The organism is Exiguobacterium abrahamii, from assembly GCF_015645365.1.
GTDB classification, from domain to species: Bacteria; Bacillota; Bacilli; order Exiguobacteriales; family Exiguobacteriaceae; genus Exiguobacterium_A; species Exiguobacterium_A abrahamii.
Window position 1 is genome coordinate 192,000 of the sequence record NZ_JADOYC010000001.1, and the last position, 15,271, is coordinate 207,270.

General features: G+C 45.9%; 15 protein-coding genes. 11 read left to right on the forward strand and 4 right to left on the reverse strand.

Annotated features, from left to right (window positions below):
• The first annotated feature begins 76 nt into the window (after positions 1-76).
• From ITJ88_RS00975 to ITJ88_RS00985, 3 genes are all read left to right on the forward strand, one after another.
• On the forward strand, positions 77-1,603 hold the full coding sequence (locus ITJ88_RS00975) for an FAD-dependent oxidoreductase (protein WP_195864418.1): 1,527 nt from the start codon (positions 77-79) through the stop codon (positions 1,601-1,603).
• A gap of 236 nt (positions 1,604-1,839) precedes the next feature.
• Positions 1,840-2,859 carry a Delta(5) desaturase DesA gene (gene desA, locus ITJ88_RS00980; protein WP_149427860.1) on the forward strand — a complete coding sequence of 340 codons (1,020 nt, stop codon included), beginning with the start codon at positions 1,840-1,842 and terminating at the stop codon, positions 2,857-2,859.
• 157 nt (positions 2,860-3,016) lie between these two features.
• Positions 3,017-3,529 (forward strand): VanZ family protein, encoded by a 513-nt coding sequence (locus ITJ88_RS00985; protein ID WP_195864419.1) that lies wholly within the window; start codon positions 3,017-3,019, stop codon positions 3,527-3,529.
• 52 nt (positions 3,530-3,581) lie between these two features.
• Here ITJ88_RS00985 and ITJ88_RS00990 read toward each other — a convergent pair whose 3' ends face one another.
• The gene (locus ITJ88_RS00990; RefSeq protein WP_195864420.1) at positions 3,582-3,776 is read right to left on the reverse strand and encodes a hypothetical protein; all 195 of its coding nucleotides are present in this window, start codon (positions 3,774-3,776) and stop codon (positions 3,582-3,584) included.
• Between the two features lie 384 nt (positions 3,777-4,160).
• Here ITJ88_RS00990 and ITJ88_RS00995 point away from each other — a divergent pair, with 384 nt between their 5' ends.
• Positions 4,161-5,600, forward strand: coding sequence for an ankyrin repeat domain-containing protein (locus ITJ88_RS00995; protein WP_195864421.1), 1,440 nt, complete (start codon positions 4,161-4,163; stop codon positions 5,598-5,600).
• Positions 5,601-5,662: 62 nt separating this feature from the next.
• Here the strand turns inward: ITJ88_RS00995 and ITJ88_RS01000 are convergent, their stop codons facing one another.
• Positions 5,663-7,759, reverse strand: a complete 2,097-nt coding sequence (locus tag ITJ88_RS01000) for a 5'-nucleotidase C-terminal domain-containing protein (protein ID WP_195864422.1) — start codon at positions 7,757-7,759, stop codon at positions 5,663-5,665.
• Between the two features lie 371 nt (positions 7,760-8,130).
• Here ITJ88_RS01000 and ITJ88_RS16370 point away from each other — a divergent pair, with 371 nt between their 5' ends.
• The 3 genes from ITJ88_RS16370 to ITJ88_RS01010 all read left to right on the forward strand — a co-directional run bounded on the left by ITJ88_RS16370 (position 8,131) and on the right by ITJ88_RS01010 (position 10,357).
• Positions 8,131-8,253: a hypothetical protein gene (locus ITJ88_RS16370; protein ID WP_255524852.1), complete on the forward strand. Its 123-nt coding sequence runs from the start codon at positions 8,131-8,133 to the stop codon at positions 8,251-8,253.
• A gap of 337 nt (positions 8,254-8,590) precedes the next feature.
• Positions 8,591-9,388, forward strand: a complete 798-nt coding sequence (locus ITJ88_RS01005; RefSeq protein ID WP_230088492.1) for an ABC transporter permease — start codon at positions 8,591-8,593, stop codon at positions 9,386-9,388.
• A gap of 15 nt (positions 9,389-9,403) precedes the next feature.
• Positions 9,404-10,357, forward strand: coding sequence for an ABC transporter ATP-binding protein (locus tag ITJ88_RS01010; RefSeq protein ID WP_058705433.1), 954 nt, complete (start codon positions 9,404-9,406; stop codon positions 10,355-10,357).
• Between the two features lie 149 nt (positions 10,358-10,506).
• Here the strand turns inward: ITJ88_RS01010 and ITJ88_RS01015 are convergent, their stop codons facing one another.
• Entirely contained in the window at positions 10,507-11,088 is a 582-nt protein-coding gene (locus ITJ88_RS01015) for an LOG family protein (protein ID WP_195864423.1), read from the reverse strand.
• A 79-nt stretch (positions 11,089-11,167) separates the two neighbouring features.
• Here ITJ88_RS01015 and ITJ88_RS01020 point away from each other — a divergent pair, with 79 nt between their 5' ends.
• Together ITJ88_RS01020 and ITJ88_RS01025 are read left to right on the forward strand one after the other, a co-directional pair.
• Entirely contained in the window at positions 11,168-11,341 is a 174-nt protein-coding gene (locus tag ITJ88_RS01020; protein ID WP_023469413.1) for a hypothetical protein, read from the forward strand.
• A gap of 292 nt (positions 11,342-11,633) precedes the next feature.
• Positions 11,634-12,026, forward strand: a complete 393-nt coding sequence (locus tag ITJ88_RS01025) for a hypothetical protein (protein ID WP_195864424.1) — start codon at positions 11,634-11,636, stop codon at positions 12,024-12,026.
• Between the two features lie 4 nt (positions 12,027-12,030).
• On the opposite strand, the gene ITJ88_RS01030 is transcribed toward ITJ88_RS01025, so the two are convergent.
• Complete coding sequence (locus tag ITJ88_RS01030; protein ID WP_230088493.1) at positions 12,031-12,894, reverse strand: helix-turn-helix domain-containing protein; 864 nt, start codon at positions 12,892-12,894, stop codon at positions 12,031-12,033.
• A gap of 382 nt (positions 12,895-13,276) precedes the next feature.
• Here ITJ88_RS01030 and ITJ88_RS01035 point away from each other — a divergent pair, with 382 nt between their 5' ends.
• Both ITJ88_RS01035 and ITJ88_RS01040 read left to right on the forward strand, forming a co-directional pair.
• On the forward strand, positions 13,277-14,482 hold the full coding sequence (locus tag ITJ88_RS01035; RefSeq protein ID WP_195864426.1) for a hypothetical protein: 1,206 nt from the start codon (positions 13,277-13,279) through the stop codon (positions 14,480-14,482).
• A complete protein-coding gene (locus ITJ88_RS01040) occupies positions 14,475-15,212 on the forward strand; it encodes a class I SAM-dependent methyltransferase (protein ID WP_230088494.1) in 738 nt (245 codons plus the stop codon). The genes ITJ88_RS01035 and ITJ88_RS01040 overlap by 8 nt, the downstream gene beginning before the upstream one ends.
• The last annotated feature ends 59 nt before the right edge of the window (positions 15,213-15,271 follow it).

A 15,271-nucleotide genomic window follows, 5' to 3' on the forward strand; every position in this document is an offset into this window, starting at 1 on the left:
TTATGCATGTTTTTGCGTCGTTCAGGGAACGATTAACCATGTCGATCTGTCGTATTTTTTCGAAAGGAGTTTTTTGATGCCTTACTTATCTGGATTTCCCTCGTCTTATTGGAAACAAAGCGCACCTGTTACTTCCTATCCTGCTTTAAATCAAGATACTAAGCATGATGTCGTCATCATTGGGGCTGGGATTGCTGGACTCATCACGGCCATGCAATTGACGGAATGGGGATATGATGTCGCTGTGATTGAAGCAGGTGACGTTGCTGCCGGTACGACAGGTTATACGACAGCTAAAGTTTCCTCGCAACACGGTTTGATTTACGACACGCTAATCCAAACCGTTGGCGAGGAGTCAGCGCGACTGTATTATGAAGCGAATGAAGAAGCAATCACGTTTTTACGTCATCAAGTGGAACGGCTCGATATTGATTGTGAACTTGAAAGCCAAGACGCCTATCTCTACGTTGCGAACTCAAAAGAGCAAGCGATGGAACGGGAAGTCCGTGCCTATGAACGATTAGGATTAAACGGTGGTGAAGCGACGGAAGAGGTCCGAAGTAAGTTGCCGTACGATATCAAACGAGCTGTCGTTCTGCGCGATCAAGCGCAGTTCCATCCCGTCAAATATCTTCAAGGACTTGCGCAACAAATCGTTCATCAAGGTGGAAAATTGTATGAACAGACACGTGCCGTATCGCTCGAATCGAATCGGACGCCAACGGTCATCCTGGAGAACGGTCACCGAATCGAGGCGAAGAAGGTCGTCATCGCGACCCATTTTCCGTTTCATGACTTCAAGGGCTTATACTTCTCAAAACTCGAAGTCCATCGCTCGTATATCGTGTCGGGTCAGGTTGATGAGACGTTTCCAGACGGGATGTTCATGAGTGCCGATCAACCGAGTCGTTCTCTGCGTCACACGCGAACAGAAGACGGGCGTCTGCTTGGTCTGTTTGGCGGCGAGAATCATTTGTCCGGTCACGAGACGGAGACGATGCAGCGCTATGAACATCTTGCTGACTTTGCACGTAGTGAATTTCATGTCGAGTCGTTCGAGCAGTTTTGGTCAGCGCAAGACTTGATTACGCTCGACAAGATCCCCTATATCGGACAGATGACAGCGGATGACCCGAACGTGTTCGTTGCGACCGGCTTTGCGAAGTGGGGGATGACGAACGGTATCGCAGCCGGATTGTTGCTGAGCGATTTGTTGACGGGAACACCTAATCGTTTTCGTCATTTATTTGACCCGACCCGTTCGAAACTTAAAACGAAAGATGCAACACAGTTCGTCAAGAACAACGCGGACGTCGCCATCGAGCTTGTCAAAGGGAAGCTGACGAAAGCACGTCGTCGTGCTGACGAATTACAGCCGGACGAAGGTGGACTCGTCACCCATCACGGCAAGACGGTCGGTGGATACCGCGATTCGGAAGGGAACCTTCATCTCGTCTCGACGACATGTACCCATATGGGATGTGATACGAAATGGAATGAGGCGGAACGATCATGGGATTGTCCGTGTCATGGTTCACGATTTGGTCCGACAGGAAAGGTGCTAGAAGGACCAGCTGTCAATCCACTTAAATCAATCGAGTAAGCAGAGGCACTTGTCTCTGCTTTTTAAATTTTAAAAAAATATTCCGTAGACAATTTGTTATATGTGCTATAATTACCTGGTATTAAAAATATTTTAGCGCTAAACAATTAGAGTGCCGCTTTTGAATCGTGTTGTAGAGGCACCGTCACGACCACCGCTCACTGGTTTCATATTTTAGTTTCACTATTTTACTTAGCGTCGTGAACGCTGAAACAACCCGAGGAGGAAGCACCACTATGAGTAAAGAAAAGATTGCCCAGCTGCGCAAACATGTGTCGCCGTTTGAAAAGGCGGACATCAAAGCCAGCGTCCGGCAGATGATCAACACGATTCTGCCATTTCTCGTCCTATGGTTTCTGGCATATCAGGCCCTGAAGCTATCTGTGTTTCTCGCGATTCCTTTGGCGATCCTCGCCGCTGGATTCGTCGTCCGGATGTTCATCATCTTCCATGACTGTACGCACGGTTCATTCTTCAAGAATAAGAAAGCGAATGCGATCGTCGGAACGATCACTGGTATTTTGACGTTATTCCCGTATGAGAAATGGAAGCGAGAGCATTCAATCCATCATGCATCAAGTGGAAATCTTGATAAGCGCGGTGTCGGTGACATCTGGGTCATGACGATTGAGGAATACATCGAAGCGTCACGCTTCACACGCCTCAAGTATCGTCTGTACCGGAATCCACTCGTCATGTTCGGTCTTGGACCGCTCTTGTTGATTCTCGTCTCGAGCCGCTTCAATCGGAAGGATGCTCGCAAAAAAGAACGCATCAACACACATGTCATCAATGCGTCGCTGATCGTCCTGTACGGTATCCTGATTTACTTCATCGGCTGGCAAGCCTTCTTGATCATCCAAGGAACGACGATGTTCACAGCAGGCGTCCTTGGAATCTGGTTATTCTACGTTCAACATACGTTCGAAGACTCGTACTTCGAGGATGAGAGTGAATGGGATTACGTCAAGGCGGCAATCGAAGGTAGTTCGTATTACGAGTTGCCGAAGGTCTTGCAATGGGTGACAGGAAACATCGGCTTCCACCATGTTCACCATCTCAGCCCACGTGTCCCGAACTATCATCTCGAAAAAGCACATGTCTCGACACCACCACTTCAGAAGGCGACGAAGATCGGTTTATTCTCGAGCCTGAAGTCGCTTCGCTATAAACTATACGATGCGAAGAACAGAACGTTCGTGACGTTCCACGACATCAAACACCTCTTACGCGAACCAAAGACGTCATCGTTGTAAGGAACTGCACCTCGTCCACTTGGATGGGGTGTTTTTTGTTGTGGTGGAAGCAAAAGAGGGAATCAACAGGTAACGAGAGTAAGATAAGTCCGCCTTTTGGCGTATGTTCACGATGAGCATCCATGATAGGATGTACTAATAGAAAGGAGAGTGCAGGATGCGCCGGATACCCATTTCCGTTTATATAGGAGGAGCCATCTTACTTTCCTTATTCGTCTTCAGTTCGATGACGTACCAGCAACAATCCTTGATTCCGTTTTTGACGCAGCATATCCCACTCGACTGGGTGTATGCATTTTCCTTCGTATCGTTCCATTACGAAGTTCCGATCAGCGTCGCATCACTTGGACCTGCAGCGTTCCTTGAGTTTTTCGTTCGGAAGGGGATGCACGCCGGATTGTTCTTCATCCTTGGGATCAGTATCGTTCATTTCTTACGTGGACGAGGCTACGCGGCATTACCAGCTGCCTTTTTTTCCTTCACGACAGCGATGACGATTGGTGTCATGGATGAATTTCATCAACAATTGACGGGTGGACGAACGCCACTTGTCGGTGATGTGTTGATTGATGGCAGTGGAGCATTGATTGGTATCGTATTGTACACAGCGATCCGTCTTTATTTGAAAGCTGATCAGATTGTGCGAGAGCAAGAACAAAGACGTGCATGAAAATAACCCATCGTCTCAATCACATGACTGAGGCGATGGGTTATTTTAGCGATTAGAATCGTTGTACCCATTCAATTTTATACTGAGTGCGTCCAAATTCTTTTCTTAACATGTTGTCGGCTTTTTTTCGTGCTGTCGTGTGATCGCCTGCGCGTACGTTCAATCGATCTGTATCGATGATCTCATCACCGCGTAAAACTTGATATTGGACAGTATAGTCCTTTTTCGTAAAATTAAATAATCCCAAGAATTTCACTCCCATAATCTTCTTCCTGTTAGTTATTATATGGTATCCCAAATATTTCTGCAATCAAAAAAAGTGACTTTTGTCCTACCTATCAATAAAAAGATAGTGGTCCGAACGACGGGTTGCTTTATTATGAGAATTGCGTATGAATGCTGAAAAATCAATAAAAATCGCTCTAAAATAGAATAAATGAAATTTTATTCCATATATAATAAATAATCAGGGAAAAAAGTTACGTTATCAAAGGATAGGTGAAAATATAAGTTATCTGAATATTCTTTTGGTATGTCAGGAAAGGATTCCCTTGGAACTTCGAGGGAATAACCGTTAAGATAAGAAGGAAGAGAACACGGTGAATTACGTGATAGATGAGGGAGATGACGCATGGAGCAGGAGACGAACGAACGGATTGATCCCGCGCACCGGATCAGACGAGCGGTGACCCGTAAGGAGACCACCTACTTTAGTTTGTTGTTAGGCATCGCCATCGTGACGGTCGGTACGATCATTGGATTAGTCTTTGAAACAGGGCAGCCTGGTATTTATGTGATGGTGGGTCTTGTGATCCTATTGTTAATACTCTGGCTACGACAATGGCAACGGGTCTCCCGAATTCGAAGTGAAGGAGTTCGCTTGAGTGCCGAGCAGTTTCCAGAGTTGTTCGAGCAAATCCGTATACATACAGAACAGTTGCAACTATGGCGGATGCCAGAAATCTATTTCCAAGATGACGTGAAACGACCGCACGTCATTGGTCTATTCCAAAAATATTTGATTGTCTTACCGACATCGTATCTAGAATTGACAGAGATTCGTCGTTTCCGATTGTTACTTGAACTGGCACGAATCAAACGGAATCATCAGGAAAAGCAAATCTTACTATGGATTGGCAGCTGGATTCCGTTTTTACGTCCGGCTTACATGCGGGCATGTGCTCGGACCCGTCACCAGATGGTCCTACCACTTGTTTCGCCTGTATACGCGCAACAAGCCATGTTTGAGGATGTGCTCGGACCAACACTTCTAGCAACGACAGATACAGCTATCTATGTCGAGGAGAAACGGCAACAACGGACGTTTTCCATCTTATTGTATGAAGCGTTACGAACCGAACTTTCTTTACTCGAACGGTTGCACTTAACGGGTGAGTCAATCGAACGTCCGCGACCACTCTTTCGATATAGTCAAGGTTTCGTCGTCGCAGGTAGTGTTCTACTCGCAATATTCCTCGTTAGCACGACGGCAGGTATGCTGTTAGACGGAGGGGCGATTGAGGCTAAAAAAGAAGCGAGTGACGAGAATGTCACGGCGAAGACGGGCGGTCAAGATCTCAACGAGACGGAGTTGATGGTAGCGATTCAAAAAGGGAAACTCGAAGACATTCATCGATTGATTCCGGAAAGTGATATGAAGGCAGTCGATGCCGATGGCGATACGGCGTTGCATTATCTCGGGTACCGGAAATCCAGCACAGGACTCGAATCGGTCTTTAAGGAGTTGCTTGCAGCGGGCAGTGATGTCGATGCTGTTAATGAGTTCGGCGAACGACCGTTCATTACGGCAGTCTTCAGTAACAACGATGAGCTCGTCGACCTGTACCTAAAGCGAGGCGAAAAGGTCAATCAACAAGATGCCGACAAGTTCACGCCTCTTCATCATGCTGTTGAAGGGGAAGGGAAAGAGACCGTCAAGCTCTTACTCGACCATGGTGCCGATCCGTCGATCAAAAATGCGGATGGCTTTACGCCACTTATGTTGGCACAAGAGTATGAACTCGATGAAATCATTGAGCTGTTGAAGCAAAACTCAGCGCAGACATTATAAAACAACAACCGCAGGCGTTCTCGAACGAATCGAGAAGACCTGCGGTTGTTTGTTGTGTCTAATTAGTTTGGTAATTTTGAAGTGTCGACGATGCGACCTTCGATTTTGTAGTCGACTTGACCGAGTGATTTCGTGAAATCACGTAGGTTTTCCCAGTCCGAGAGACCGAGGTCTGTGACGCGACCAGCTTTGTAAGCCGTCTCGAATGGCGTGAGACCATCGCCACCTTTAGCTGTGAAGGCATTCGTTGCGATGACATACGTCTTCGCTGGATCGATGACTTCGAATGTGCCGTTGTTGTTGACTTCCATCTTCGTGACGCGTTCGCCTTTAGCTTTTGTGCTATCGTATTCGAACTTCATCCCAGAGACGTGGAGGAAACCACCGTTTTCGACCGGTGCCACGCCAACACTGATTTCGAGGAGAGCCTTAATTTCTTCTCCTGTCATTTTCGCTGTCGCAAGCGTGTTACCGAATGGAAGCGTCGTTAAGACTTCACCGACTGTGAGTGGTCCGGCATCGATAGCAGCACGGATACCACCACCGTTTTGCATCGCGATGACTGTATCTTTATTGTATTCTTTTGCTTTTTTGAGCATCCCGTCCGTGATCAAGTTTCCGAGAGCTGTTTCGCTGTTACGGACACTGACTTCACCACGTGGGTTTGGAAGAGCATTGACGATGTTCGCACCGACTTCTTCGTTTTTCAATTCAGCGATTTGATCGGCATATGGTTTAAGGATTTCAGCTGCACGGACGTCTTCAGCTGCTTTTGAGACGTCGATCAGTGATCCGTTGTACTCCGTCAACTTCCCTTTGTAGTCGAACGTCAAATCAAGATTTCCGAGGAAATCACCGTATTGGTATGCTTGCGCGATGATCGTTGGTTCTGATTTGCCTGGTACGACTGTTTCGTCGACAACGACTGGTTTTTCAAGTTTCGTATGCGAGTGACCACCGACGATGACGTCGATGCCGTCGACGTTACGTGCGAGCAATTGATCGTTATCGATCGCTTCGTTGTCATCGAATCCGATATGTGTCAAGGCAACGATTTTATTGACGCCACGATCTTCGAGCTTTTTCACGGCCGCTTTCGCACTCGTGATGTAGTTCGCGAACGCCACCGTACCTGGGCTTGCGATATCAGCTGTTTCTTCTGTCGTCAAACCGAAGAAGCCGATTTTTTGTCCTTTGTATTCCTTGATGATGCCTTGATAGATTTTGCCACGCTCTGGTCCGGCTGTGATCGTTTTCTTTTGTAGACCGTTGAAGAGTTCGTTTTTACTGAAATCGACGTTCGCCGTGATGAACGGGAATTTTGCTTTCGTGACGAAGTTTTTCAAAGCGATGTTGTTGTCTGTATCGCCGAGATCGAACTCGTGGTTACCGAATGTCATCATGTCGTACTTCATGTAGTTCATCAGTTCAAGATCCGCTTGGCCAAGGAACTTGTTGAAGTAAAGTGATCCTGAGAAGACGTCACCAGCATCTAAAAGAAGCGATGGTTTACCTTCTGCGCGGTAAGCAGAGCGAAGTTCTTTAATGACAGTGGCCCGCTTCGGTGCTTTATCGAGGTTCGCATGCGTGTCGTTCGTATGCATTAAACCAATTGAGAAGTCATCCGTATTGACGTCGAGCACCGTGATTTTTGCTTTTAATGTAATCGTCTTGCCAAGACGCGTATAACTTGCGACCGCATATTTCACACCCGCTTCGCTCGTATCCACCTTCGACCAACGGACTGGTTTGTCATAGATGCGACCTGTCGCATAAAGAACAGCTAGTGTTTTCGGCAATTCTGGTTTTTGATCGACATAGATCGTCTGATCCGCGACCTTCTCGACGAACTTCACGGCGTAGTTCTGAATGTAAATCTTGATTTCGATTGGATTCTTTTTCTTGCCGTATGTGCCTTTGACCGTTTGATAACGGTTGAACGCATGGCGATCGTACGATTTCCACGTGATCTTCTCACCCTTATATGTAGCAGGGAGTTTGACCGAAGCACCTTTCGTGAAGACGAGTGACTTGAGTTTGACCGTTTTGACTTTGACATGCGTTGCAGCCGAAACTGTCGTTTGAGCAACTGGCACGATTGCCGATGTCGTCAGGGCGACAGCCACAGCTGCCGCGTAAAGCGGTTTTGATTTGTACATACGTAAAAATCCTCCTTCAAGAGTGGGGTATGAATGCAAGGTCGCGATGCGATCGTTGACCTCTTCTTCTACTATAAAGGGTTCGGAAAGCTTCGTGGGATGAACCTTTTGTAAATAACGTAAATTCTTAGGTCCGACGACAAGACAACCCACGGAAGTCGTTTGCTCGTAAGCTTTAGAATCCGAACGTTCGCCTTCCTAAGAAAATGATAACGCTTTCATTATATCTTGTCTTAAATAAAAATGAAACGAAATAATATTACCAATCGTTAAACATTCCCATTTAATGTCGATTTTTTAGTAGTCCTGAATTGCTAAATATTGTATGATATCAGTATACAGACAGTTCGGATGAAAAGAGGCAACGATAGATGAATGATACGATTCGAGGCAGTGTCCTCGTCGGCATTATTTGTGTGATCACCGTCCTCCTCGTATGGGGGCTCGCATCACCACCGACGACGATTGAGTTTCCACATTTTAATCATGCGTAAGGAAACAAACTAGGAGATGACCGGTGGTGGACCCGCCGGTTTTTGTCGTGCCTGAAAAACTACAGTTTGGTGTCGGTTCGTCCAATACATTGACACGCTTTTTCACGATAGCTAGAATTGATTAAGTGTATATAGGAAGTATTGCTTCTGCCATGCACGAATGAGTGGACAAAGGAGGCGAGTCGGAATCGACCGGGCAAGGACCCGTTCACGCGGAGAGAGCGTTCGTTTGAGCAATCGCGGACGGCATCTGTCTTTTTTTGAGTGGAATCAACGAATATGAAAATAAAATACATGTATCATGAATCGGAAGGAACTTACACTTATGCTGAAAGAAATGAGAAGTATCATCCGGGAACAGGTGGAGAATTTTCCACTGATTCGCCGGTTGGCGCGATATGAAATCAAATCAGCGCATGCAGAGCAACGCCTTGGCCTTTTATGGGAGCTCCTCAATCCGGGTCTCCAAATCTTCATCTATTGGTTCGTCTTCGGGGTCGGTCTTAAAGGAAATAAGAACGTAGATGGCGACATTCCATTCATCGTTTGGCTCCTTTGTGGGATCGTCGTCTGGTTCTTCATCAATGACGCCTTGCTCCGTGGCTCGAACTCGATTAACAGTCGTCTCGCAATGGTGACGAAGATGCGTTTCCCGATGAGTGCGATTCCATCGTATGTCATTCTATCGCGGATGTACCAACATTTTGCGATGCTCTTGATCGTCTTCATCGTCATTATTGCAAACGGTATTCCGATCACATGGAAGTTACTCCAGTTGCCGTATTATATGATCGCGACGTACATTTTCGTCTATGCGTTCTCACTTTGTTTTTCAACACTCATCACACTCGTCAAGGACATCCAGCTCTTCTTGCAATCAATGATGCGGATGCTCTTTTATATGACACCGATCCTCTGGAACATTGAACGGTTCCCGGACTTCTTACACGGCGTCCTTCGTTTGAACCCGGTCTTTTATCTCGTCGAGGGATACCGAGCAAGCTTGCTCGGAGGGCATTGGGTCTGGCAGGAGTGGCCGACCGGTCTGTATTTCTGGAGTGTGACGCTCCTGTTGTTCACAGCGGGAACATTCTTGCACATCAAGTTCCGTAAATCATTCACAGAGCTCGTTTAAGGGAAGGAAATCGCCATGTCTATGATTAAACTCGACCATGTCACGAAACGCTTCGACATGGTCACGACTACGAAAGAAAAATTCAAGCTCTTGTTCAAGAATCAAAGCAAGAGCGTTAAAACATTCACTGCACTACGCGATGTCTCGCTCGAGATCGGATCGGGAGAAGTCGTCGGACTCGTCGGTATCAACGGATCCGGTAAATCAACGTTATCGAACTTGATCTCAGGCATCATCTATGCAAACGAAGGAGACGTCGCAATCAATGGTGAAGTTGCGATCATCGCCGTCTCACAAGGGTTGAAGAACGTCCTGACGGGGCGGGAGAACATTCGTTTGAAGTGTCTCATGCTCGGAATGGATGATGCAGAAATCGAGCGTCGGATGCCTGGCATCATCGATTTCGCGGATATCGGGGACTTCATCGATCAGCCGATCAAGAAGTACTCGAGTGGGATGAAGTCGCGTCTCGGCTTCGCGATCGCGGTCAATGTCGACGCCGACATCCTGATCGTCGATGAAGCGTTATCGGTCGGGGACCAAACCTTCTACAACCGCTGTATTGATAAGATGAACGAATTCAAGGAAGAAGGAAAGACAATCATCTTCGTCAGTCACTCGCTCTCGCAAATCAAGAGCTTTTGTGAGCGGGTCGTCTGGCTCGAGTACGGTCAAGTCCGCCTCGACGGAACGACGAAGGATGTCTTGCCGGAGTATAAGAAGTTCCTCGCTGAATATAAGAAGTGGTCGAAAGAGGAACAACATCAATACCGTCGCGATCGCTTGAAAGAACAAGCAGCGAATGCGCGGTCGGGTAAAGAGAACGCGGATTCAGCGGACACAGTCAAGCATCCAGGTTGGATTTTGTCGGGTCTTGGTCTCATCGTCCTCGCAGCAGGGAGTTTGATGGTCATTGACGAGACACCGTCTTTGACGAACCTCAGCGACGCGATCTTGAAGTTCTTTTAATGTTAAGCCAGATGCATGCGCATCTGGTTTTTTTGTGCAATAAAGTAGGATTCTTACGTCAGTGTAGAGAACATGAGTAACGAGAGAGAAGTAGAATCGGAAGAGCTAGGGCATCCATACAAAAAACGGAGTCGAGGACTCCGTTTGCATCAGGTTTGTGAGCGATCCATATAGGTTTTGACGTGTGGAGCTTCATACGTCGCGAAGCGTTCAAGAAGACGATCAGGATCTGACTCGACGATCAGCATCGCACGGTGCTCCGGAATCAGGAACCCTTGACGTTCCATCGTGTCAAATAGGGCGATCAAGGGATCATAGTATCCGTCGATATTGAGTACACCACACGGTTTTTCGTGTAGACCGAGTTGTGCCCACGTAAAGACTTCAAAAAATTCCTCCATCGTACCGGGACCACCCGGAAGAATGATGAAGCCGTCAGCGAGTTCCGACATCTTCGCTTTTCGCTCGTGCATCGAGTGAACGAGATGCAATTCAGTCAGTCCGGGGTGGGCAAGTTCCTTTTCTTGTAGAAAATGAGGCAAGACACCGATTGCCTGACCTTGAGCAGCAAGCGTAGCGTCCGCGACAGCCCCCATCGTTCCAACACGGGAACCGCCGTATACGAGGCTGATGCCGCGCGCGGCGAGCGCTTGACCAAGCGTACCCGCGGCCTCGCGAAAGACTGGGCTAGCACCATCTTTGGAACCACAAAATACAGCAAGTCTATTCATGAAACAGAACCTCCTTCGTTATCTTCACCATAGCATATTCGGTGATCGGACGGCAGAGTAGACCAGAAAGGAGATCGATATGCGACCACGTACGATTGTTTGGCTCGTCCTAATTATCGCAGCAATCAATTTAGGACTTGGGATATGGATGCCGGATACGTCGACGCGAACGACGATTAGTTCAATACTACTAGGTGTGATCGTCGTCCTCGGTATCTTTTACGTCATCGCGTTACGACAATCCTCAAAATAAAGAGAGCTCGTTCGACTCGTAGGAGTTGGACGGGCTCTCTTTTTATCTGTTATAGAATTTCATTGTGATGGAATATTCAAAAAAATCTATTTTCATACACAAGTTCGACACATTGATGGATGATTTGTAAAAAACACACAGTATTCAGGACATATGACTCGAGTCAAAAGTCATATAAAATGAAAATAATGTGTAAAATACCATAATTATTCGTATTCGAATATTCAGAGGGGGTCTAAGGTTATATGATGTTGTTACGAAGCCATACGAAAAATAATAGGAGGTAATTTAAATGAACTTGAAAAATAAATTAGTCGTAGCTAGCGCCAGTGCTGTATTAGTATTAGGACTTGGTGTATCGGTATCAAATAGTACTGTACAAATTGCAAAGAACGATCTTCCAGCAGAGTTTTCAGTGAAGCAAGTCGCGAAGAACGATCTTCCAGCAGAGTTTTCAGTGAAGCAAGTCGCGAAGAACGATCTTCCAGCAGAGTTTTCAGTGAAACAAGTCGCAAAGAACGATCTTCCAGCAGAATTTTCAGTGAAGCAAGTCGCAAAGAACGATCTTCCAGCAGAATTTTCAGTGAAGCAAGTCGCAAAGAACGATCTTCCAGCAGAGTTTTCAGTGAAGCAAGTCGCGAAGAACGATCTTCCAGCAGAGTTTTCAGTAAAACCATTTGCTTAATCTGTTATTGCTCAATGAATTGACCTTTTCCAGTTAAAAGAATTTGTTTATACTCATTCATTTGCAGTATGTCAAATAGAAGATAAGCTTTTTGATACGAGTCTTTTATCAAGCTTAGTTCTTCTTCCATGAGTTCTAAGGCATAAGCTTTTTGATAATAGAGTTGACCTAGTAATGACATATCTTTAAATCGTAAACATTGTAAGATACCATCATTGATGTATTTTAAAGCATCAGTTGGTCTTCTTAAATCAATCAAGACTTTTGAAGTGTTGTATAAAATTCGTATTTTTTCTACCAGTAGTTCGTCACTATCAAACTTCAAATTAATTAATTCTTCATATACTTTAAGACCATACAAATAATTCTTTTTTTCATAATAGAGAGTAGCGATTGCTGATTTTAATCGAACTAACATTTTAGGTGAAAAATAGATAGTTGAATATTTTTCTGCGAGTAATTGCAATTCTACTATACAAGTTCGGTAATCTATTTTATTCATACGATATGCACTTATGTGGAGATAGTATGAGTAAAGTGATCTTAATTCTTCGTCAAAACTGATTGTATTTACTTTTTCTTGAGCTTCTCGATAGATCATTTCGTACTCTTGATTTTGAAAAGCAGTCAATAATCGATCATCCGTTAAACGGAGAGAGTCGACATGAGAACTATTATTAAGAAATGCAGTGATTGGCACCTGTAATCGACGCGATAACGCATACAGCAATTCGACTGTCGGTGAATGCGTGCCACTCTCGATCTTACTGATCTCTGCTTGACTGCAAATTCCGTTCGCTAAATCCTTTTGTGTCAGATTATGTTTCTTCCGCAGTCGGCGTAATGCTAAGCCGATTTGCGGTGACATGAATTGATCCATCGGCTCCTCGTCCTTTCGTGGAGATTGAACTGGTATAGGGTACCAACTTCTATTATAGAAGCGAACCAAACTAGATACTACTGATTTACTCGATTTCGTATCAATGTTTCAACGACCATCTCACTTGATTCAGAAAGGGGTACACCCATGACACTCATCCTAAAAGAAACGCGACGTAACATGACTTCATGCGCTTGGTGTCTCAATCCTGCTACCGTCTCCGTCGCCCCCCTCGCTCATCGGGAAATGGATCGGACTGCTACGAAACCTAAGGCAAACGTTAAATCGGCTTAATCCACACAAAAGGACTTCATTCGGCTATTAGAATGAAGCCCTTTTTTCAATCATTTGATAAGAAAGGAGAGAGGACATGATCGGATTATCGCTTTTATCGGAACAAGATGGCTGGCTGCAACGTTCTCTACCATCGCTTGATCTGCAAACGTTTTGTGAGACGCACCGTATTTCGCTCGACGCGTTTGATTACGACACACACACGTTCCATGATTTACTCGATTATATGGATTTTCAGGAGTATGAGCATTACGTCTTCGTCCTCCAAGGGGAAGGCGAACGGACGTTACGACTCGTCGCGTATTTGCAACACGAGATGTTGCATGTCCAGTTCCACTTGATTCGTCCAAATGGAGAAGTCTTGTTCGGACAACCGGATTTCCTGAATGGTCTCTTCTTACCGCCGGAAGACATGCCTGCTTCTGCATCCGTTCCAGCTGTTCATCATGCGCTCCTCTCATTGATGACGGGTGTGTACCCAGCGTCGGTGCCACATCATCCGCAACCGTTACGTCATGTCTACATCGAGGACAGCTCATTACTGGAGAAGATTCCGGCAAGCAATTTCCATGCGATGACGATCAACAGTGTCATCTATTTTGATCATCCGATGCGTCACGATCTACCGATCATCGAACTGATGAGCCGGACACCGATTCTGTTGACATTTTCAGATCATATTTCTCCCTCGCTTGATTCGCAACTAACGGTCTTATCGCGTGACGCGCTAGCAGAGCGATTAGTGAACTGTCAACAAACGGGACGGATTCAAAACGATCAATCGATGGGGATCCTCGATTATGCGACGTTAAGTGGATTACGCGTCTCGCATCGACTGTTCTTCTTTGCGGACGGAATTTACGCTGATCGACAGAAGACGATTCAATTGAGCGCAGACTTATCTGTTGATATCGAGTCTTTCCGGGAACAGCAACCTCAACCTGACGCGCTGGCATCACAAACTGAATTAGAGCTGTTTCCGTTGCTGTATCAACTTGCCGGAACGTTTCAAGGAACGAGTCGTTTCATCACACCGTACTCTGATCTCGAATTGCCTCGGACATCCGGGCGAATCGGACCGTTGACGTTGATCGGCATTCAAAACGAGGAAGGCTGTTTTGCTTTTGACCGGACGACGTTACGTCTATTTGAGACGAACGAAGCGTTCCTTTGGATTCTCGAAGCGGATCAAAAGGAGCAGTTCGACGTATTACCGGAACGACTCGGCGCAGATTATGCAGAAGCGATTCAGCACTACAAGGAGTTGATGTATCATGGGTGATGTCTTATTTGGTCCATTCTTGCGTAAAGGGAGCTACTCGCGCGTCGAGGTGCTGAATCATGTTCAGGCGGATGAACGATTCGGTCAACTGTATCAGGAAGCGCAACAGTTAACTGAGGTCGATGAGCTGATGCTGTATCGGCGTTATTTACGAAAAGGGGAGCGGATCCTGTTTCATGGAACGTTTGATCCATCGCTTTTTAATCTCTTGTCGGATGAAGGATACGATCTTTATCTGATCGAACCGGAAGCTGCGCGGACGAAACAGATTTCGGAGAAGTATCAGCATAAGATTTACGGCTGGAGTCATGACGTGACGGACGTCGTCGGACCTGAGTACTTTGACCGGATCATCTTACCGGGAACGACGATTTTACGTTATACACGCGGGGAGCTGCTGTTGTTCTTCCGCAACATCCGTCAATTGTTACGACCAAGTGGACGACTGCTCGTATCCTTGTATCGTGTCGATCATCTAAAATCGATCGCGCATCCGATCGCGACGCGACGTTTTCAAAAGACGTTGCTGTTTTATGGCTATCAAGTCGACGGTGAACGTTTATTGTTCAACGCTTACCTCAAATCGGGGAAAGAGGAAAAAGTCAGTTATGCGGTCGAGTACTTGTATGAGCCGAACACACTGTTTGAATTTGCGACGTTATCACGCTATCAAGGACAATTTCTTTATGAAGGAAAAACGATGCTGGTACTGGAATTCGAAAAACAGTAGTCAAATAATATAATGTAACGATATAATTAAAAACATATGTAATATATTGGTTTGGATAG